At 56.8% G+C, this 20,526-nt stretch carries 19 protein-coding genes; 7 read left to right on the top strand and 12 right to left on the bottom strand.

The window, feature by feature from the left end; all coding sequences use genetic code 11:
• Window positions 1–176: 176 nt before the first annotated feature.
• The 8 genes from radA to rpsF all read right to left on the bottom strand — a co-directional run bounded on the left by radA (window position 177) and on the right by rpsF (window position 8,269).
• Window positions 177–1,595, bottom strand: a complete 1,419-nt coding sequence (gene radA / locus ABWH92_RS15955; protein ID WP_375570032.1) for a DNA repair protein RadA — start codon at window positions 1,593–1,595, stop codon at window positions 177–179.
• Window positions 1,596–1,696: 101 nt separating this feature from the next.
• Window positions 1,697–2,812 (bottom strand): alanine racemase, encoded by a 1,116-nt coding sequence (gene alr, locus ABWH92_RS15950; protein ID WP_375570030.1) that lies wholly within the window; start codon window positions 2,810–2,812, stop codon window positions 1,697–1,699.
• Window positions 2,793–4,277 carry a replicative DNA helicase gene (locus ABWH92_RS15945; protein ID WP_375570029.1) on the bottom strand — a complete coding sequence of 495 codons (1,485 nt, stop codon included), beginning with the start codon at window positions 4,275–4,277 and terminating at the stop codon, window positions 2,793–2,795. The genes alr and ABWH92_RS15945 overlap by 20 nt, the downstream gene beginning before the upstream one ends.
• 148 nt (window positions 4,278–4,425) lie before the next feature.
• The gene (locus tag ABWH92_RS15940; protein ID WP_375570027.1) at window positions 4,426–6,144 is read right to left on the bottom strand and encodes a methyl-accepting chemotaxis protein; all 1,719 of its coding nucleotides are present in this window, start codon (window positions 6,142–6,144) and stop codon (window positions 4,426–4,428) included.
• Window positions 6,089–6,601 (bottom strand): MCP four helix bundle domain-containing protein, encoded by a 513-nt coding sequence (locus ABWH92_RS15935; RefSeq protein WP_375570025.1) that lies wholly within the window; start codon window positions 6,599–6,601, stop codon window positions 6,089–6,091. The genes ABWH92_RS15940 and ABWH92_RS15935 overlap by 56 nt, the downstream gene beginning before the upstream one ends.
• A 178-nt stretch (window positions 6,602–6,779) precedes the next feature.
• Window positions 6,780–7,430, bottom strand: a complete 651-nt coding sequence (gene rplI, locus ABWH92_RS15930; protein WP_375570023.1) for a 50S ribosomal protein L9 — start codon at window positions 7,428–7,430, stop codon at window positions 6,780–6,782.
• 171 nt (window positions 7,431–7,601) lie between these two features.
• Entirely contained in the window at window positions 7,602–7,838 is a 237-nt protein-coding gene (gene rpsR / locus ABWH92_RS15925; protein ID WP_375570021.1) for a 30S ribosomal protein S18, read from the bottom strand.
• The gene (gene rpsF, locus ABWH92_RS15920) at window positions 7,838–8,269 is read right to left on the bottom strand and encodes a 30S ribosomal protein S6 (protein ID WP_375570019.1); all 432 of its coding nucleotides are present in this window, start codon (window positions 8,267–8,269) and stop codon (window positions 7,838–7,840) included. Before rpsF ends, rpsR begins: the two co-directional genes overlap by 1 nt.
• 317 nt (window positions 8,270–8,586) lie before the next feature.
• Between rpsF and fabD the strand changes: the two genes are divergently transcribed.
• The 7 genes from fabD (at window position 8,587) to gmk (ending at window position 15,118) form a co-directional block, all read left to right on the top strand.
• The gene (gene fabD, locus ABWH92_RS15915) at window positions 8,587–9,531 is read left to right on the top strand and encodes an ACP S-malonyltransferase (RefSeq protein ID WP_375570018.1); all 945 of its coding nucleotides are present in this window, start codon (window positions 8,587–8,589) and stop codon (window positions 9,529–9,531) included.
• 21 nt (window positions 9,532–9,552) lie between these two features.
• Window positions 9,553–10,290, top strand: a complete 738-nt coding sequence (gene fabG, locus ABWH92_RS15910) for a 3-oxoacyl-[acyl-carrier-protein] reductase (protein WP_375570016.1) — start codon at window positions 9,553–9,555, stop codon at window positions 10,288–10,290.
• Between the two features lie 213 nt (window positions 10,291–10,503).
• Complete coding sequence (locus tag ABWH92_RS15905; protein ID WP_375570014.1) at window positions 10,504–10,740, top strand: acyl carrier protein; 237 nt, start codon at window positions 10,504–10,506, stop codon at window positions 10,738–10,740.
• A 74-nt stretch (window positions 10,741–10,814) separates the two neighbouring features.
• Window positions 10,815–12,092 carry a beta-ketoacyl-ACP synthase II gene (gene fabF / locus ABWH92_RS15900; protein ID WP_375570012.1) on the top strand — a complete coding sequence of 426 codons (1,278 nt, stop codon included), beginning with the start codon at window positions 10,815–10,817 and terminating at the stop codon, window positions 12,090–12,092.
• Window positions 12,093–12,348: 256 nt separating this feature from the next.
• Complete coding sequence (mltG, locus tag ABWH92_RS15895; protein WP_375570010.1) at window positions 12,349–13,551, top strand: endolytic transglycosylase MltG; 1,203 nt, start codon at window positions 12,349–12,351, stop codon at window positions 13,549–13,551.
• 10 nt (window positions 13,552–13,561) lie between these two features.
• Entirely contained in the window at window positions 13,562–14,455 is an 894-nt protein-coding gene (locus ABWH92_RS15890; protein WP_375570008.1) for a YicC/YloC family endoribonuclease, read from the top strand.
• 30 nt (window positions 14,456–14,485) lie between these two features.
• A complete protein-coding gene (gmk, locus tag ABWH92_RS15885) occupies window positions 14,486–15,118 on the top strand; it encodes a guanylate kinase (RefSeq protein ID WP_375570006.1) in 633 nt (210 codons plus the stop codon).
• On the opposite strand, the gene rsmA is transcribed toward gmk, so the two are convergent.
• From rsmA to ABWH92_RS15865, 4 genes are all read right to left on the bottom strand, one after another.
• The gene (gene rsmA, locus ABWH92_RS15880) at window positions 15,107–15,982 is read right to left on the bottom strand and encodes a 16S rRNA (adenine(1518)-N(6)/adenine(1519)-N(6))-dimethyltransferase RsmA (RefSeq protein ID WP_375570004.1); all 876 of its coding nucleotides are present in this window, start codon (window positions 15,980–15,982) and stop codon (window positions 15,107–15,109) included. The two genes, gmk and rsmA, sit on opposite strands and share 12 nt — an antisense overlap.
• Window positions 15,979–17,016, bottom strand: coding sequence for a 4-hydroxythreonine-4-phosphate dehydrogenase PdxA (pdxA, locus tag ABWH92_RS15875; protein ID WP_375570002.1), 1,038 nt, complete (start codon window positions 17,014–17,016; stop codon window positions 15,979–15,981). The genes rsmA and pdxA overlap by 4 nt, the downstream gene beginning before the upstream one ends.
• Window positions 17,017–17,025: 9 nt before the next feature.
• Window positions 17,026–18,021, bottom strand: a complete 996-nt coding sequence (locus ABWH92_RS15870; RefSeq protein WP_375570000.1) for a SurA N-terminal domain-containing protein — start codon at window positions 18,019–18,021, stop codon at window positions 17,026–17,028.
• Between the two features lie 126 nt (window positions 18,022–18,147).
• Window positions 18,148–20,523, bottom strand: coding sequence for an LPS-assembly protein LptD (locus ABWH92_RS15865; RefSeq protein WP_375569998.1), 2,376 nt, complete (start codon window positions 20,521–20,523; stop codon window positions 18,148–18,150).
• Window positions 20,524–20,526 lie beyond the last annotated feature (3 nt).

Here is a 20,526-nt window from a genome sequence, read left to right as displayed (position 1 = left end):
GCAGCCGCACCGTCCTTTTCACGATCCCGCACGCCGTTCAAGTGCAAGAGCGTCACAGCGACGTCACAAATCACCAACTGACCTTAGGTTAGGCACCTGGTTTGCAGCCGACCAGCCGTAGGGGAGCCTCCCTGACCCATTGGGCACTCCGCCCATAAGCGCTGTTCGGCCGTTGCCTACTCGGCTGCTTGCTGAAGGGCATTGCCTGAAGAGGCGGCAGCAGCGGCCAGATCAGTAACCAACGATTCCAAGCGTGTATGAGCGTTCAGCCGTAGGCCGGTCTTGGCATCGCGCTCTTTGGCGAGCGGAGCGGTGATCGCCTCTTCAAAACCCAGTCGCGCGGCTTCTTTCATGCGCAGCACAGCTTGCGGCGCTGAGCGGATCGCGCCCGACAGGCCAATTTCGCCAAAATAAACTTGCTTGGAGGGCAGAGAGAGCCCGGTGAGCGAGGCGACCAGGGCAGCCGCAACTGCTAGGTCAGCTGCCGGCTCATTGAGGCGCAGACCGCCCGCAACTGCCAAATAAACATCATGGCCAGAAAACCGTACACCACATCGCGCTTCAAGCACGGCCAGAACCATGGCCAGGCGGTTGGAGTCCCAGCCCACAACGGCACGGCGCGGGGTGCCCAAGGATGACGGCGCCACCAGCGCTTGGATCTCCACCAAAATAGGGCGTGTGCCTTCCAACCCGGCGAAAACAACCGATCCTGGCGTTTCCACCAACCGGTCGCCAAGAAACAGTTCCGATGGATTCTGAACCTCTTGGAGACCGCTGCCAGTCATCTCAAAGACACCGATTTCATCGGTCGCACCAAAACGGTTCTTCACCCCGCGCAGCACCCGAAAATGATGGGTGCGGTCGCCTTCAAAATAGAGAACAGCATCGACCATATGTTCCACCACGCGCGGTCCGGCGATCTGACCGTCTTTGGTGACATGGCCAACCAGAATCACACTCGCTCCAGTGCGTTTGGCATAGCGGATGACTTGCTGCGCGCAGGCACGAACCTGGGTCACCGTGCCCGGTGCACTATCCACGCCGGCACTCCAAAGCGTTTGAATGGAATCAAGCACCACCAGATCAGGCTGCGGCCCATCTTCCAGCGTGGCCAGAATGTCTTCCAGGTTGGTTTCCGATGCGATGGCAACCGGGGCCTGGCTAACGCCCAAACGCTCGGCACGCAGCCGCACTTGCCCAAGCGCTTCCTCGCCAGAAATGTAAATGACACGCGCATTCTTTTGCGCCAGCGCCGCTGTCACCTGCATCAACAAGGTGGACTTCCCAATCCCAGGATCACCGCCTACCAGCAGTGCAGATCCGCGCACAAATCCACCCCCGGTGACACGATCCAACTCGGTGATGCCAGAGGCTAAGCGCGGGAGAGGCTCTTCAACATGGTCGAGCGACGACAGACCAACGGCGCGTCCTTTGACAGCTTTGCTTTTTGCCGGGCCACCTAAGGCGCCGCCTCCGCCAGAAGCACTCTCCTCCACCAGAGAGTTCCACGCGCCGCAACCATCGCATTTACCAATCCAACGCGGATGTTCGGTGCCGCAGTTCTGGCAAATGAATGTGGATCGTCGTTTGGCCATACTCACTCACCGTGGTCGAACAGGAAGGCAATTGCGAGCGTTTGTTGCTCGACATTCTCATAGCCGATCAATGAGAACAAAACAAGATCAAACTGGTGAGCTTAACCGCCCAAAAAGGTGCGCCGGTAGCGCGGCCCAAGACCAGTGAGCACCTCATAGCCAATCGTCTTGGCCCATCCAGCGACCACATCAACCGTGAGCTTGGAGTTGATCAGCTCAACGAACATGCCCGGGCGAACATCGTCAAAATGCGGTTCAGTGATATCGGTCGCAATCAGATCCATCGAAACCCGCCCGAGCATCGGTGCCGGTTGATCATTGATCATGACATGCGCATCAGGAGCGTTGCCAACAAGCCGGTGATAACCATCGGCATAGCCCACGCCCAGAATTGCGATACGGCTGTCGCGCTCAAGAGTTTTGGTTGCGCCGTAGCCGACGATATCGCCGGCTTTTGCCAGGCGGACTTGCATGACGCGCGCTTCGAGCGTGACAACTGGATGCAAGACCTCTGGCGCAGGAACCACTGATTGGCCCCCATAGAGCGCGATACCTGGGCGAGCGAGATCATGACGAAAGCGCGCCCCCTGCAACGTGCCGGCAGAGTTGGCGAGCGATCCTGGAAGGCCTGGGAAAAGCGACCGCACTTGCTCGAAATTGGCAATCTGCACATTGTTGAGCGGGTGGGTGGGCTCATCAGCGCAAGCCAGATGACTCATCACATGGGTGAGATTGAGCCGGCCCAACAGCGCATTGTCGAGTGCCAGCGAGGAAGCTTCCTCCATGGTCAGGCCAAGCCGGGTCATACCTGTATCAACGTGCAAGGCAGCCTGATGCTCACCATCGAGAGCAGCCCATTCGCGCACTTCGTCCATCGTGTTTAGGCATGGGTTGATCCGGTGCGCTGCATAGTCAGCCGCTCCAGTCGGCGTCAGTCCGCCGAGGCAATAGATCGTCGCATCAGGCAGATAGGTCCGCAGCTCAAAAGCTTCTTGTGGTAGCGCTACAAAGAAGGTTTTGCAGCCCGCGTTCCAAAGCGTGTGTGCGACAGGTTCAAGTCCGATGCCATAGGCATTGCCTTTGACCACGCCAGCGCACTCACCAGGGGCTGCAAGCTTGGCCAGCAGCCGCCAGTTTTGAGCAATGGAACCAAGGTTGACGGTGAGGTGCCCGCCGCTGTGATCGACGGTGTTGAAGTCAGTAGTGGTCGGGCACATGATCGTCTTCGATATAGTCGCCAAAACGCGTCAACTCTGCCTCGAAGGTTAGCTTGGCAGTGCCCGTTGGGCCGTGACGCTGCTTGCCGATGATCACCTCAGCAAGGCCATGCACGCGATCCATTTCTTCCTGCCAAGCCAGATGCTCTTCTGTGTTCGGCTTCGGCTCTTTGCTTTGCAGATAGTACTCTTCGCGATACACAAAAAGCACCACGTCGGCATCCTGCTCGATGGATCCCGACTCACGCAGATCGGAGAGTTGAGGTCGTTTGTCCTCACGCGCTTCCACTTGACGTGACAGCTGAGACAGAGCCAGAATCGGAACATCCAGTTCTTTGGCTAACGCCTTGAGACCAGTGGTGATTTCAGTGATCTCTTGCACCCTGTTTTCGCTCGCTCGGCGCGATGAACCTTGCAGCAATTGCAAGTAATCCAGAATCAGAAGATCAAGTCCCTTTTGCCGCTTCAGGCGGCGCGCTCGAGCCGCCAATTGACCAACTGTCAGGCCGCCGGTCTGGTCGATGTAGAGCGGGATGGAGTGCATCTCCTGGCTCGCCATCACCACTTGCTCAAACTCGTTGGCTTTGATGTCGCCACGGCGAATGCGCGATGATGAGACGCCCGATTGTTCGGCCAAGATACGGGTGGCCAACTGCTCCGATGACATCTCCAAAGAGAAGAACCCAACAATCCCCCCAGCTTCAGTTTCAACCTCATTATTGGGGCCAACGCCACCACGCCAGTGTTTGGCAACATTGTAGGCAATGTTGGTGGCCAGCGAAGTTTTACCCATCGCCGGTCGACCGGCCAGAATGATAAGGTCTGAGCGCTGCAAGCCGCCCATGCGGCCATCAAGATTGTTGAAGTAGCTTGGCAGGCCAGACAGATGTCCGTCGCGTTGATAGGCAGCGGTGGCCAGATGGATCGCTTGCTCTAGGGCATTGTCAAAACCGATAAAACCCTGCTCGGCGCGCCCTTTTTCAGCCAGGGAAAAGAGCTGCTTCTCAGCCGTCTCAATCTGTTGCCCCGCCGAGGTATCCACCGTCGCATCATACGCGACGTTCACCATGTCCTCGCCAATCCCGATCAACATACGGCGCAGCGCCAACTCGTAGACCATCCCGGCATAGTCAACGACGTTGATGATGCTTGTGGCGTCAGCGTGAAGCCGCAGCAGATAGGCTGGAACACTCATCTCCCCAATGGTCTCAGCCTCGGTGAAAAAGGTTTTGACAGTGATAGGGGTTGCAACCTTGCCGCCACGGATCAGCTCAGAAATCGTGGCAAAAAGCTTCTGGTGTGGGGCCAGATAAAAATGGTGCGGCTCGAGAAAGTCGACGACGCGATAGAACGCTTCGTTGTTCACCAAGATAGCGCCCAACAGGCCGGCCTCGGCTTCGGCATTGTGGGGTGCCGAGCGCAGCGCTTCAGCGCCTTTCACAGCCAAGGGGGCGAGATCATTCATAACAGCCTCAATGTGGTCAGGCGATCACCATAGCTGAGTCTGTCGCTCTTGTATGGCGCATCGCCATCAGCAATCAAAAAAAGCGCCGGGCGAACCCGGCGCTTGATTCATGCTGTGAGGTTTGGGGATGCGTGTGGACAAGCCCTCTCTAGGCCGCCCGCACGTTCTCCACGAATGTTGAAACCTCTCGCTTCAGAGCATCAGCCTGGTCCGCCAATTGGCTTGCTGCACCAAGCACATGTTGAGCTGAGTCTTGCGACTCGCTAGCCGACGCGCTGACGGTTTCAATGTTGCTGGTGACATCGGTTGTGCCTTGCGCTGCCAGGCTGACATTGCTGGCGATCTCTTGAACAGCGAAGGATTGCTCTTCAACGGCCGCAGCAATTGACGTTGAGATGACACTCAAGCCCTGGATCGTCTCACTGATCCCCGCAATAGCGGTCGCAGACGACTCGGTCGCGTCTTGGATATCGTTCACTTGGTCGGAGATATCAGCGGTGGCCTTGGCTGTTTGTTCAGCAAGGCTTTTCACCTCACTTGCCACCACAGCAAAGCCTTTGCCTGCCTCACCGGCGCGCGCCGCTTCGATGGTGGCGTTGAGCGCCAGCAAGTTGGTTTGTTCGGCGATCTCTTTGATCAACGTGACGACATCACCGATGCTTTGAGCAGCCTGTGAGAGCTTGCGAACCTTTTCCATCGTTTGCTCAGCCTCGTGTTCAGCTGCGCTGGCACGATCAGAGGAGTCGCTCGCTTGTCGGCCAATCTCGGACACGGAAGCGGAGATTTCCTCTGCCGCTGAAGCAACGGTCTGCACGTTGTTGGAAGCTTCCTCAGAAGCATGTGCCACCCGCACAGACCGCTCGCTTGTCTGCTCAGCGAGGGAAGTCATGGTGTTGGCAGATCCCTGGAGACTTTGAGATGCATCAGAGACCGACTCAACCACCGAGCCGATAGCGGCTTCAAACTGGTCAACAAAACCGGCAAGCGTGGCTTTGCGTTCAGCTTCAGCGCGCGCTTTGGCTTCTTCTTGCTGGCGTTCCAGTTCTTGGTTTTCCTCAGACTGCAGGCGGAAAATACCAAAAGCTTTGTTAAGTTGACCGATTTCATCGTCGCGTTTGCTCTCGTCCACTTTAACGGACATGTCCCCGCGTGAGAGAGCGTTCATGGCGCCGATCATCCGAACAAGAGGTGCCGTGATGGTTTGGCGAATGATCACGAACAGAACCAAGGAAAAGGCCAAAATCATTGCCGAAAGGGCGCCAACAACAAGGGTCGCTGTATGCACCTGCTCTGCCGCCCGTTCATCAGTGCTAGATGAGATCGCATCACCTCGTGACGCAATAAGGTTGAGTTCAGAGATCAGAGTGTCTGCCAAGTCGTCCATTTGCTCAGCGGCCATATCGGCTTGCCGTTCGGCGATCATCATATCGTTGTGGGTGTCGAAAACCTGTTCAGGCTCCTGCGCCCGTGCCACCCAGTTGGTGAAGAGCGTGCGGATGTCATTGACTTCAGCTCTGTCAGCGTCGGTTTCGGCAAGCGTTTCCAAGATCTCAAAAGCTGGCATGGCGCCTTCCGCCACAGCAATGAATTCTTGGCGCAGCGGTTCCAGCGCGTTTTGATCCTCAACCGAAAGATAGCGCGTAGCGATCCCTTCCAGCTGTTCCACGCTGATCTGGATGTTCTTGGCAGCTTCAACCGCGGGATAGTCTTCCTCAAAAACCAGGCCAAGCAGGTCGTTCACTTGACGAGCCGAGGCTGTGCTTGATGCGACCAACCGATCACCTTCATCTTCAGCGCGCTGCATTTCCAACTCATTGGCCATCGCCAGGCTTTCGAGTTCGAGCCAGAAGACTGTCGCCTGCAACATCAAAGCGATCAGCCAACAGGCGAGCTTCCGCCTCCTCAGCCAATTCCAACGAATGCAGGCTGACCATGGAATCGACCGTTTCGAGGTAGAGCCTTCGCGTGGCGGCCGCGTTTTCAAGCAGTGTTTGGACATCGGCTTCGACGAGCAACTCATCAAGCGCTTCATAATTCATGTCAAAACTATCGACGGCTGCCTGGAATTCGCCCAATCGAAGCTGAATGTTAGCGACGTCTTCGTCAGCCAGGATTTCCACCGCAACTTTGTGCGACTCGGCCACGGCGTAGATGAGATCATCTGTCGTTTCGACCATCGGCGCGGCATAATCAGTGATCTGGTTCACCTGGTCTTCAATGCCGTTGAGCATGACCAGGCCAACCACACCGGAAACCAAACCAAACGTCGATAAGGCGACTACGCCGCCAGCTAATTTCGTGGAAATGGAAACGTTATTCAGCATAACAACCCTCTAAGAGTTCGAGCACAATGCCCATGGGTAAACGCGAGGGTAGTAAGAACGTGATTAACGCAACGTAAAATTTAAGTATTCGATGCCCGTCTATCATCCTAAGGCGTGGCTTTAAAAGTAAAAGCTGGGCATGTGCCCAGCTTTTACTACTCGCTTTGGTTGAAAATTGCTATTTTGACGCGTCTTCTTCGCTGTTTGCAACCGTTTCATCGACCTCTTCGACATCATCACCGATTGCCAGCTCATCATCCTCAGGGGCGACTTCGAAGATATCATCAGCGTCTGGTGCGTCTTCGTCGATCTCGTCCTCAAACTCAAAACCGTCAAAGTCTTGAACCGTCAGATCTTCACCGGCGGCTTGGCGCTCGGCTTCATCTTCGGAGCGGGCAACGTTCATGGTCACCGTCACTTCCACCTCTGGGTGCAACTGAACGATCACGGGGTGCAAGCCAATGCTCTTGATGGGGCGCTCGAGGCGAACCTGCGAACGTGCCACGGAGACACCGTCAGCTGTTGCGGCTTCGGCGATGTCGCGAGCTGCGACCGAACCGTAGAGCTGGCCTGTCTCACCGGCCGAGCGGATGATCACATAGGTTGCGCCGTCAAGTGTGCTTGCCACGCCTTCAGCTTCTGATTTACGCTCAAGGTTGCGCGCTTCAAGCTGTGCGCGCTCAGCTTCGAATTTGGCGAGGTTGGCTTTGTTGGCGCGTAGCGCTTTGCCTTGTGGCAGCAAGAAGTTGCGTGCGTAGCCGTCTTTCACTTTGACGGTTTCGCCCATCTGGCCAAGCTTGGCCACGCGCTCAAGAAGGATAACGTCCATCGTTCTGGATCCTTGTCTGTTTGGATCGCGATGGAACAGCGTGGGTGGCATGGGGTGCCAGCCTGGGCAGGGGGCTTCATCCTGCTTGCTGTCCCGCGATCCTGAGGTTGAAGGTGCGGTTAGAACGCGCTGAGGTGCTCAGCGCGTTCAGCAATCTTGAAAAACAGTCGCTTACTTCACGACGTAGGGCAGAAGGCCCAGAAAACGTGCGCGTTTGATGGCTTTGGCCAGTTCACGCTGTTTTTTCGCTGAGACAGCGGTGATACGCGAAGGAACAATTTTGCCGCGCTCAGAGATGTAGCGCTGCATCAAGCGCACATCTTTGTAATCAATCTTCGGCGCGTTATCGCCGGAGAAGGGGCAGGTTTTGCGACGGCGGAAAAACGGACGACGTGCTGGAGCAGCCATTATTCAGTCTCCCCTTCGCTTGCAGGTTTGGACTCTTCGTCACGACGGGGACGACGCTCGCCGCGATCGGAGCGATCACCGCGACCGCCCGGACGACGATCATCACGGTCGGATTTGCGCATCATAGCCGATGGGCCTTCTTCAAACTCATCCACACGGATGGTCATGAAGCGAAGCACATCTTCGTTGATGCCCATCTGGCGTTCCATCTCGCTGACGGCATCTGACGGTGCGTCGATGTTCATCAGCGTGTAGTGCGCCTTGCGGTTTTTCTTGATGCGGAACGAGAGGCTTTTCATGCCCCAATATTCGCTTTTGGCGACAGAACCGCCCATCTCAGAAATCAGCCCGGTATACTGTTCTACAAGAGCGTCGACCTGTTGCTGCGACACATCCTGGCGGGCGAGGAACACATGTTCGTAAAGTGCCATGCACTGAACTCCTCAAACGTTGGATCATCCGGCGCAAAGCCTCTTCAAACCAACGATCCATCCCGTCAGGGAGAGGAGCCATGGCAGAAAAGTTCGAGAGCGGGAACACGGGAAGACGATGGTTCTTCCACCACCTGCCAGCTTGCACTGGCCTTCCGTTCAACCCCCGGCCGGAGCCTTTCATCGTGAAAGACCGGCGGGACATACGCCAGTTTGCAAAGCGAGACAAGTACCCCACATCTTGACCTCCAAGCCCTAAGCGGCCAAACGGTGCGGCTCGACATACCCGCACATCTAGAACGCAAGGACAACAACCAATGGCGACAGCCTTTCTTTTTCCTGGCCAGGGCAGTCAAGCCGTTGGCATGGGCAAGGCGCTTGCCGATGGGTTTGCCGAAGCGCGGGCTGTTTTCCAAGATGTTGATGCTGCGCTGGGCCAAGATCTTTCAACGTTGATGTTTGAAGGGCCTGAAGATCAGCTGACCCTGACGGCCAACACGCAGCCTGCTTTGATGGCAGTGTCACTGGCTGCAACCAAAGCGCTGGCATCCAAAGGCGTGACGGTCGCTAAGCATGCCGACTATCTGGCCGGCCATTCGTTGGGCGAGTATTCGGCGCTGGCCGCAGGTGGAGCGTTTGATATCCCAACCGCTGCCAAGCTCTTGCGTACACGCGGTGATGCAATGCAGTCCGCCGTACCGGTGGGTGAGGGCGCGATGGCTGCAGTTCTCAACCTTGATTTGGCAGCCGTTGAAGAGATTGCCGCCAAAGCCGCAGAAGGTGATGTGTGCCAGGCTGCCAACGACAACGCTCCAGGCCAAGTTGTGATTTCTGGCAGCAAGGCTGCTGTCGAACGCGCGATTGAACTGGCCAAGGAGGCCGGTGCGCGCCGTGCCATTCTTTTGCCGGTCTCTGCGCCCTTCCACTGCGCCCTCATGGCACCTGCCGCTGATGTGATGCGCGGTGCGTTGGCCGGCGCTGTGATCCAACAACCAGCCAAACCTGTCGTTGCTAACGTTCTTGCCAGCCCGATCACCGAGCCAGATGCGATCCGCACTCGTTTGGTTGAGCAGGTCACAGGGCGCGTGCGTTGGCGCGAAAGCGTGGAGTGGATGGCAGCCAATGGCGTCGACACTTTCATCGAGATCGGTGCCGGTAAAGCACTGTCGGGCATGATCAAGCGCATGGTGGATGGCGCGACCATCTTGAATGTTGCCACACCGGACGATGTTGATCGCGTTGCCGATCATCTGGCGCACTAGCAAAAGCCTATGGGGAAGAGCATGTTTTCATTGGAAGGGCGCACAGCCCTGGTTACCGGCGCTTCGGGTGGCATTGGCGGCGAGATCGCCAAAGCCCTTGTCGCTGCCGGAGCAAAGACGGTTATCACCGGCACTCGTGAAGCCGTGTTGGCTGAAAAAGCTGGAGAGCTGGGGGAGTTGGCAATCCCGCTAACGGCCAACCTTTCTGACAATGACGACGTGGAAGGCTTGATCGCCCGCGCCGAGGAAGCCGCCGGGCCGATCGATATTTTGGTCAACAATGCTGGCATCACGCGCGATCAGCTTTTCATGCGCATGAAGGATGAAGATTGGGATGCGGTGATCCAGGTGAACCTGACAGCCGCCTTCAAGCTATCGCGCGCCGCCATCAAAGGCATGATGAAGCGCCGCTATGGCCGCATTGTACAAATCACGTCGGTTGTCGGCACCATGGGCAATCCAGGCCAAGGCAACTACGTCGCCGCCAAAGCTGGCCTAACGGGAATGTCGAAAGCACTGGCACAGGAAGTTGCCACACGCGGGATCACCGTCAACTGTGTGGCCCCCGGCTTCATCGAAACACCTATGACGGATGTGCTCAACGATGCCCAACGCACCGGTATTCTGGCAAAAGTGCCTGCAGGACGTCTGGGTAGTCCCGCCGAGGTTGCTGGCGCAGTGGTTTATTTGTCCAGCGATGAAGCAGGCTATGTTACCGGTCAAACGCTGCACGTGAACGGCGGCATGGCAATGATCTAAGCCGGGCTAAAGGCGTAGCCCAACCCACAATTATCTGGCTCCAACGTCGGTTCATAGCACCCGCCTGACTTGCTGAACGGCAACAAGGTTGATATGGGGCCGCCAAGCGTTCTGCCGCGAAACCTGTTAAGCCGCGAGCGAAACACCAAAACCTACGTGCCTTGGGCGTCCCTGCCTGGTGCGTCACAGTCCACATCATGAAAGGATGTACCCATGAGCGATGTCGCTGACCGCGTTAAGAAAATTGTTGTCGAGCACCTTGGTGTTGAAGCCGACAAGGTGGAGCAAAAAGCATCGTTCATCGACGATCTTGGCGCAGACAGCCTGGACACCGTTGAGTTGGTGATGGCGTTTGAAGAAGAGTTCAACGTCGAAATCCCGGACGACATGGCGGAAACCATCCTCACCGTTGGTGATGCGGTGAAGTTCCTTGAAGGCGCGTCCAAATAAGCGCTTTCAGTTAAGCGCTGAGCGTTGCCGCGCTCTCGCAGGACTTTTTTGACGATGGATGCAGGAACCCGCGCATGACAATGACCAAGCTTCGGCGTGTTGTGATCACCGGGCTTGGCATGGTCACGCCCTTGGGCGCGAACACCAAGACCACTTGGGATCGCCTTGTTGCTGGACAGTCCGGTGCGGGCCGTCCTGGGGGTTTTGAGGTGGATGATTTGGCCTGCCAAATCGCCTGCCAGATTCCGCGCGGTGACGGTTCCGACGGCACATTCAATCCCGACAGCGTGATGGTGCCCAAAGAGCAGCGCAAGGTCGATGATTTCATCGTCTACGCGATGGCAGCCTCTGATGAGGCTTTGGCGGATGCCAATTGGAAGCCGGAAAGCTACGAAGATCAGACCCGTACCGGTGTTCTTATTGGATCAGGCATCGGCGGCCTTAATGGGATCGCCGAAGGCACCATGACAATGCATGAGAAGGGGCCACGTCGTCTGAGCCCATTCTTCATCCCAGGTCGTCTGATCAATTTGGCTGGCGGCTATGTGTCGATCAAGCACGGTCTTAAGGGCCCCAACCACGCGGTGGTGACGGCGTGTTCCACTGGTGCCCATGCAATCGGCGATGCCGCTCGCTTGGTGGCCTTGGATGATGCGGACGTTATGGTCGCAGGTGGCACCGAATCGCCGCTGGGCCGCATTGCGTTGGCGGGATTTGCTGCCTGTAAGGCTCTCTCGACAGCGTTCAACGACACGCCGGAAAAAGGCTCACGCCCTTACGACAAAGACCGCGATGGCTTTGTAATGGGTGAGGGCGCTGGTGTTGTCGTGCTCGAAGAACTTGAACATGCCAAAGCGCGTGGCGCGACGATCTACGCTGAGGTGATTGGCTATGGTCTCTCAGGCGATGCCTATCATATCACAGCGCCCTCGATGGATGGCGATGGCGCTTTCCGTTGTATGACAGCGGCGCTAAAGCGGGCGGACATCAATCCGTCTGAACTGGACTATGTGAACGCGCATGGCACCTCCACGCCTTTGGGTGATGAGATTGAGCTGGGTGCCGTTGAACGTCTTATGGGAGATGCTGCAGCGGGTCTCACAATGTCATCGACTAAGTCGGCCATTGGTCACCTACTGGGTGCCGCTGGCGCAGTGGAAGCTATCTTCACAACATTGGCCATCAAACATGGTGTTGCGCCACCAACATTGAACTTGGACAATCCGTCAGTCGAAACGCCAATTGATTTGGTGCCACACACAGCCAAACAAAAGCCAATCCGTACTGCGCTTTCAAACTCTTTCGGTTTTGGTGGCACCAACGCGTCCTTGGTCTTGCGCGCTGTCGACTAGATTGAGCGCAAGCATCTTTCGGATTTTGCCAGCGTCGCGGACGACACCAGCTGCGCGCCTGCCGCTGGACCCCGTGTCCAACCAAGACGACGTGGCCAAAACACAAAAGGTTCCCTTGGAATCGCCACATTATGCGGCTTTTGACGGCCATCTTGATACGGCCTTGCGGCAGGCCGCGTAACAAAGACAAGCGTGGCGGCGAAATGATGATAAGGGGCATAGCGCCCGGTCAAAAAGCGATGCCAGGATTGATTCCATGAACGATTCCAACAGCTCCGATGCCACACGTGTGAGCGAAACCCCACGCAGTGCAGCGCAGGCGATCAAGCCCGAAGCTGTGGCACGGCCCAACGCCAAGCATGCAAAACGTGCTCGCTCGCCTTTTGTGGTCATGCTCAACGGCCTGTTCTCCGTCGCACTGCTCGGCGTCGTAATCCTTGGCGGCTTGGCCTACTTTGCCAATGTGCGTTTCAATGCCGAAGGCCCTCATAGCACCGATCGCAACATCACCGTCGAACGTGGTATGGCGACCCGCCAGATCGCTGGCATGCTGGAAGCGCGTGGCGTTATCTCAAACGAACATATCTTCACAGCAGGTGTGCTGGCGCGCCAGGCGCGCTCGCGCCTTCAAGCTGGTGACTATGCCATCAATGCCCACGCATCCATGTCTGATATCCTCGACATGATGGTCGAGGGTCGCACGGTGGTGTACTCGGTTACCTTCCCTGAAGGCTGGACCAGCCAGCAGATGGTGAACCGTCTGAATGCGACTGACTTCCTCACCGGAGAGATCACAGAGATCCCGCCGGAAGGCGCGTTGCTGCCGAACACATACGCGTTCAACCGGGATGCAACACGCCAGAGTGTGCTTGATCGCATGATCGCTGCACAAGCGTCAGCTGTCGCTGATATCTGGGAACGTCGTGTGGATGATCTGCCAATTGAAACACCTGAGGAATTGGTGACACTGGCCTCCATTGTTGAAAAAGAGACGGCCCGTGCTGATGAGCGTACGCGCGTTGCGGGTGTCTTCATCAACCGGCTGACCCAGGGCATGCGCATCCAGTCAGATCCAACGATCCTCTATGGCATCTTTGGTGGTGAAGCTTGGATGGAACCGCGCCCGATCTATCGCAGTCAACTGCGTGACGAAAGCAATCCTTACAACACCTACACCATTCCAGCTCTGCCGCCTGGTCCCATTGCCAATCCAGGCCGTGCATCGCTGGAAGCGGTCGCTAACCCTTCGCGTACCGATGATTTGTTCTTTGTGGCAGATGGCACAGGCGGCCATGCGTTCGCTGAGACCTATGAAGAGCACAACCGCAACGTTGCGCGTTGGCGAGAGATCGAGCGTGAGCGTGAAGCAGCGCGCGAGGCTGCGGAAGCTGAAGCCGCCGCAGCAGAAGAAGCTGGCGAGGATGGCGAGAGCTCTGAAGCGCCTGCCACAGAGCAGTAAAGCCAAACCAATGCCTCTCAACTCCATGACCGGCTTTGCTCGTGCCGAAGCCACTCACGCATCGCTCTCGATCCAGATTGAGGCCCGTTGTGTCAACGGGCGCTCCAGTGACATCAAGCTTCGTCTCCCTTCAGGTTTTGATCACCTGGACAAGCCAGTCCGAGCTTTGTTCCAGGGTGTCATTCGCCGCGGCAACGCCAATATAAGTCTGTCGCTGCAGCGCGATAGCGAACGCCAGCCGCGCATCAATGGTGAGACGCTGGAAAGCTTGCGAGCCACGCTGACCGAACGCGCATCTGCGTGGGGTGACCCCACACCCACTTTATCAGATCTCTTGGCCTTGCCCGGTGTGGTTGAGATGGTGGACCCAGCGGCTGCCGATACCAGCGAAGAGGCAAGCCAAGCGCTCGATGCAGCGTTGTTGGCCTGTGCAAAAACATGCGCTGAGGAGCTTGGCAAAGCGCGAGCTGCCGAAGGCGAGGCAATGCTTGCCGTTCTGCAAGGACTCGTTACCGATATCGAACGTGAGACCCAGGCCCTTGCCGACCATCCAGATGCGCGTGGCGAGCATTTAATGGCGCGGCTCAAGTCGCAGGTGGAGCGTTTGCTTGAAGACGCCAGTCAGTTTGACGAGCAGCGTTTGCATCAAGAGGCTGCGGTGCTGGCGTCCAAGGCGGACATTGAGGAGGAGCTCGCTCGACTGCGCGCTCATATTGACGCCGCACGCACCTTACTCCAGGCCAGTGAACCGGTTGGCCGTAAGCTTGATTTTCTTGCACAGGAGTTTAACCGCGAAGCCAATACAATCTGTTCGAAGGCTTCTTCGATCACCGTGACACAACACGGGCTCGCGCTAAAAGCGCTGATCGATCAGGTCAAAGAGCAAGTTCAAAACGTCGAATAGTCGGCCGGTAGACCTTGGTGAGAGGCAATTATGAGCAGTAAGCGCGGATACATCCTGGTTCTTTCTTCGCCCTCCGGTGCTGGCAAATCGACCCTTGCCCGACAACTGCTCCAAGATGACGGGCTGCCAACGCCCAAGCTTTCTGTCTCCGTGACCACGCGCCAAAGGCGTCCCTCAGAAATCGACGGCACGCACTATCATTTCATCGACGAAGTCTCTTTCTTACAACGCCGTGATCAAGGAGCGTTGCTTGAATGGGCCGAGGTGCATGGCAACTTCTACGGGACGCCGCGCGAACCAGTCGAGCGGGCACTAAGCCAGGGCCACATTATGCTCTTCGATATCGATTGGCAGGGAACCGAACAGGTGCGTGCTGCGATGCCCGAAGATACGGTGACTGTTTTTGTGCTTCCGCCAAGCTTTGACGAGCTGCGTTCACGCATCATACGTCGAGCCGAGGATAAGCCCGATGTGATCGAGAAGCGTCTGGAAAACGCTCGTGATGAGATGACCCATTGGCGCGACTATGACTATGTCATCACCAACACTGATCTGGGTGAAGCCTATGAGCAGCTTCGCGCGATCTATGTGGCTGAAACCGTTCGTCGTGATCGTCAGCCAGGGCTTGAAGACTTTGTGGGCGAGCTGATCTCAGCTGACTAGATCACGGTAGGTCTGAGCCAGCGCCGCGAACGTTGCGATGGGCAGCGCCTCCGCCCGTTCAGTGCCCTCAAGGCCAGCGCGCTTCATAAGGTCAGCCAAACCATCTTGGCCAAGCCCCAAGCTTTTCAACGACTGTCGCACCATCTTGCGCCTCTGGCCGAAGGCGGCCGCAGCTACTTTTTCCAGATCTTTTCCCTGGCAAGGCAGCGGATTGGAGCGTGGGCGCAAGTGGACCACGCTCGATGTGACCTTGGGCGGTGGCACAAACGCCGATGGCGGCACGTCAAACATCAAGTGTGTTTGGCATCGCCAACCGGCCAGAACGGCCAGCCTGCCATAGTGTTTGTCGCCTTCCTGCGCGACAATGCGTTGACCGACCTCGCGCTGGAACATCAGTGTTAGTCCGGCAAACCAAGGCGGCCAGGGTTCGCTCAGCAACCAACCAACCAGCAAAGGTGTGCCAACATTGTAGGGCAAGTTGGCAATGATCTGCGCGGGGGCATCAGTTGCTACGACATGCTGTGCGATGTCGACCTTGGTGGCATCACCATAGATGACGCTAAGGCGGCCTTCACTGGCCTCTGTCAGCCGATCAAGGATCGGGCGAAAGCGTTCATCGCGCTCAATGGCCACAACACGTCTTGCGCCTTCGATAAGCAGCGCGCGCGTTAGTCCGCCAGGGCCTGGCCCCACCTCGACAACTGTGCCCTCGCTTAGCGGAAAACCAGACCGTGCGATCTTGCGAGTGAGGTTGAGGTCGAACAGAAAGTTTTGCCCGAGGGACTTTTTCGCCCCAAGACGTGATCCACCAGGCCCTAAGCTTTCCACCTCAGCGCGGACGCTGGGCAGTATGTCCAAATTCACGCGGCCAGCCTTGAGCGTTGGACCATCTGCTCGGCAAGCCTGATGGCTGCGATCATGCTTGCGGGCGATGCTTTGCCAGTTCCAGCCAATGATAGAGCCGTTCCGTGGTCAGGCGATGTGCGTATGAACGGCAAGCCAAGCGTTACATTGACGGTGTTATGGAAGTCCAATGCCTTCACCGGGATCAATGCTTGGTCATGATACATGCAGAGCGCTGCATCAAAGGTTTGGCGGGCCTCAGCATGAAACATGGTGTCAGCGGGTAGGGGGCCGTTGGCGTCGATTCCCTCCTGGCGCAGAGCGGCCACTGCGGGCGCAATCACAGCATCATCCTCACGGCCCAGCGTCCCATCCTCGCCAGCATGGGGGTTGAGCCCAGCTATTGCAAGGCGAGGGTTGGCGATCATAAAGCGCAGCTTCAGATCGTGCGCGGTGGCGACGCCCACATCCACGATACGTTGCGTGGTGAGCGAAGGGGCAACCTCGTGCAACGGTATGTGCACAGTTACAGGCACGGTACGCAGCTCCGGCCCTGCCAACATCATCACAGCCATGGGGTTGCTTTCAGGCCAATGCTCGTGCGCGAACGCTTCCAGAAACTCGGTATGGCCTGGAAAGCCAAAACCGGTGGTGTAAAGATTGGCTTTGTGAATGGGTGCCGTGACCACACCAGCGCACATCCCCGCCTTGACCGCTTCCAGAGCGCTGCGCAAAGCCGCTACCGTGAACGCACCAGTGCTGGGATCCAATGCACCTGGCGTGTCCGACACGCGTCCAACCTCAACAACGTTCAAAGCATTCAGCTTCTGGAGTTCATTGTCGGCCATGGAAATGAGTGCGTTGATCTCGACCCCACAATCCATGCGTCTTGCGCGGCTTCGAAGCAATTCTGGATCACCGAAGACGACGAGGTGGGTCGCATGTCCTTCGTCTTGTAGCCTTTGAAAGGCTTGCAGAATTATGTCGGGCCCGACACCTGCTGGTTCACCCATAGAAACAGCAAGTGGGCGGCCGTCAGAAGGCAAGACTGGCATTAGGGATGATCAGTTGTTGGGGCGAAGGATTGTTGCCGATGCCCGCAGATCACGCAGATAGCCGCGTGACAGCAAGCGGCCTTCTTCGTTGCGCAGTTCGCTTTCCACATCGCGGCGCGCTTCGGCGTCAGAACGCACATCACGCTTATTGCAGACGGCGAACATCACCACACCTTCGGTATCGTCTTCAGGCGGTGTTAGACGTCCCACCGGCGTCTCTTGCAACATTTCATCAAGCTCGGGCGAAAGGTCAGAAGAGAAGCGTCGTGACTCTGCTTGGACGACGACACCATTCAGCTGGCGGGCAGCGGAGATACCAGCAGCACAGGATTCAAAACGCGAGCGAAAGGCCGTTGCCTCGCGGCGTCTCTGTTCGCGCGTGTTGGCGCCAGACCCTTCCGGGACAATGAAGACAACTTCACGCAGCGTGTACTCGGTTGTTGTCAACTCAGATCCGCCCTCATCACTGGACCGACTGTCCAGGGCTGCCAAAACATCTTGCTCGTCAACACGCACGGTCGCTTGAAACCGCGCGCGAATCACTTGATCCCAAAGAATCTGAGCCTCGATACTGTCACGCAAGGTTGCAAGGTCAACGCCGCGCTGGCCAAGGGCTTGGCCAAGTTGGGAAACACTCAGCCCACTGCGTGATGCGATGGTTTGTAGCGCTTGATCCAACTCAGCTTGCGTGACGGAGATGCCAAGACGTCGCGCTTCGGCCCGCTGTAATGCTTCGTCGATGAGTTCATCTTCAGCGCGAGAAGCCGCTTGGGAACTCGATGCACCTTGCAAACGCAGCAAGGCTGATCGTGCACTGATGTCATAGTTGCTGATCGGCACATCATTGACGAGTACCGCTGTGTAAACTGATTGGGCGACGGCAGGTGACGTCAGTGGCGGCAAAGTGATCGCAGAAGCCAACAACAAAGCACTGCCAAGAACAATCGCACGTAGTTTGCCACTGCCTCTTCGACACGCCTGACCATTGGTTGCTGCACCCATCATATCGCTACCCTTTGTATTCAAACGCGGACTGTTTCAGTGCGCCCACCATTGTTCTTGCTATGGTGACAGACTGAGTTTCACAGTGCCTGTGCTTGCCAAATGCGCCAAAATTCAGCCCGTTAGGCTCTATTCCGTTCCAAACACGTCATTGAATTGATCGTTGTTCAGAACTTGGGTTTCGACGCCACCGATCGTGCGCAATGAGACATTGAGCATAACACGGTTGTCGGTCACACCGTCGTTGCCATCTGGCGAGGTGTGCGTGTAGCTCAAACCAAAACCAAAACAATCGCAAACATATTGGATGCCAGCGCCATAGCCGAGAACATTGCTATCCTCCAGATCATACTGGAAGCTACCTGCCACGCGCCAACTGCTGTTGACCTGTAGCGAAGCCGTCCCAGAAATCTGATGTTGGTCTTCATTGATGCCGCGATTGGGCTGTGCCGCGAGATAGGCGTAAGTGGCCGAACCGCCAACGCGTCCATGAGATGCGGACGCTATGAGTTCGCCGCGCTCAAGATCGAAGTTATCTTCATCAAAACGACCTGATGCAGTTAGGGACAGGCTGTTCTGCAATCGCCCGGTCAACATCGCCACATAGTCAGACTGGTCTGTCTCAAGCCCGCTGTCAGCTCCATTGGGTGTCAGGATGTTTGTGCCGGTCTGTGACCAGGCATAAGGGTTCTCCCCGGCCAGGTGGAACGACTGTCCGACAACTGCGCTAAGCGAAAGACCGCTATCAAAGGTCCCAGAGTACCGGACACCAACATTGGCACGGGTGCCCCCTTCAAGCTGATCATAGCCGGAGTACTTGTCCCAATCGAAGAGATTGGATGCGTCGAAGACCAGGCTCTGCGAGTCTTCGATTGGCACTTCACCCAAATGGCTGGCGTCAGGACGCACGATGAGCTGCGCGACAGGTTCAACAACATGGCTGCTACCCGGCGCGGTGATGAGGAAAGGCCAGCGCCATTCGAGGCCAGCCGATGCCATGCCGCGAGCGAAAGAGTTTTCACCATCGGCAAAAACCACATTGGAATCGTTGCCTAGATTGTAGCCGATAACATCGCCGCGGAAGCCAACTTGTGGCGTGAGCACTTGTCCAAGCGGACCAATGAACTCACGACGCCATGACACATCCAGGCTTGCCCGACTCATTTGACCGTCTAGGCCTTCGTAGATGTCGACATTGTTCACGCCACCGACGGTTTGATTGTCTTCAAAATAGACATCTTCGCGGACTGTGGTCGTCAAGTTGGCCAAAACTTGCAGTTCGCCGCCAATATGATCTGGCGTGAAGCGCCGATCATAATCGACCACAGGCAGCGTCCAAGGTTGATTCTGGTCGCCCTCGCTGATCGTTGCCACTTGGATGCGCTCAACGCGGGCATCAAAATAGCTGCGATCATGCAGGCCAGTCAGATAGATGTCGGAAACAACCTGACTCGCGCCTTGCGTCTCAATGTTATAGTCGCGGAAATAACGGCGATCAGACTGCCAATAAAGGTTCCAGCCAAAGTCCCACCGGTCATTCAAGCTAAACGCTCCGTTGGTCGCCACGCCGCCACGCCAATCTTGATCGCCGGGCTGATCATCGAATTGATCTCTATCGAACTGGCGTATTCCTGAGGCTCGAATGCTGTAGCCGCCATTCTCCAGGCGTTGCCGCCATTCGGCTTCGAGATGAACTCCTTGGCCAGTGTATGTGGTGGGTGTCAGAGTGAGGTCATAGCTCGGGTCCAGCGCAAAATAGTAGGGCGTCGAAATCCCAAAGCCGAGGCGACTATCATGCACGTAGTCTGGCCGCAAAAAGCCGCTTTTGCGCTCAACAGTTGGGTCGGTGTGCGCAAAGAAGGGCAGCCAGACGATGGGGATGCCGAAAAAGTCCAAACGGACGTTCTCATAGTACACCATTTGCTCAGCTTCATCATAAGTGATGGTGTCAGCGTGAAATTGCCAAGCCAGCGGACTGCCTGAGCCTTCTGGGCAGGCTTCACAAGCCGTGTAGCTGCCCTCGTCAAACTCCGTCACTGAGCCTTCGCTGCGTGTCGCATTGCGCGCGGTGAAGAAACCACGCTCTGGTGTTTCAACACTCAAAGCGTCCACGAAGCCATCGGCAAGTGTATCGCTCAGATCAGCCGATGTTGCGCGCAAGACAGTGCCACTGGGTTCAACGAGGACCACGTTACCGCGCGCCAGAACCCGCCCCTCGGTGCGGTTGTAAATCACTTCATCAGCTTCCACTGTGTAACCATCATAAAAGATGGTGACCGTGCCAAGCGCAGTGACCGAATTTTGGCCTTCATTGTAGAGAAGCTCATCAGCTTCCAGAAACATCTGTGCGTCGGCATTCGGTTGGATGAAGCCGGGTGTATTTTGTGCTTGAGCCGTACTGCTCGTGCTTATTGCAAAACCTGCACTGATGCTGGTCATCGCAAGAGCACTTGCCAGAGAGAGCATGGTGCCCTGACGCAGTCTGGTAGCCAAAGAGAAACCCATCAC

The sequence above is a fragment of the Ahrensia marina genome, from assembly GCF_042140245.1.
Taxonomy (GTDB): domain Bacteria; phylum Pseudomonadota; class Alphaproteobacteria; order Rhizobiales; family MH13; genus MH13.
Note: the sequence above shows the minus strand (reverse complement) of the source record. Positions and strands in the feature narration are given on the sequence as shown.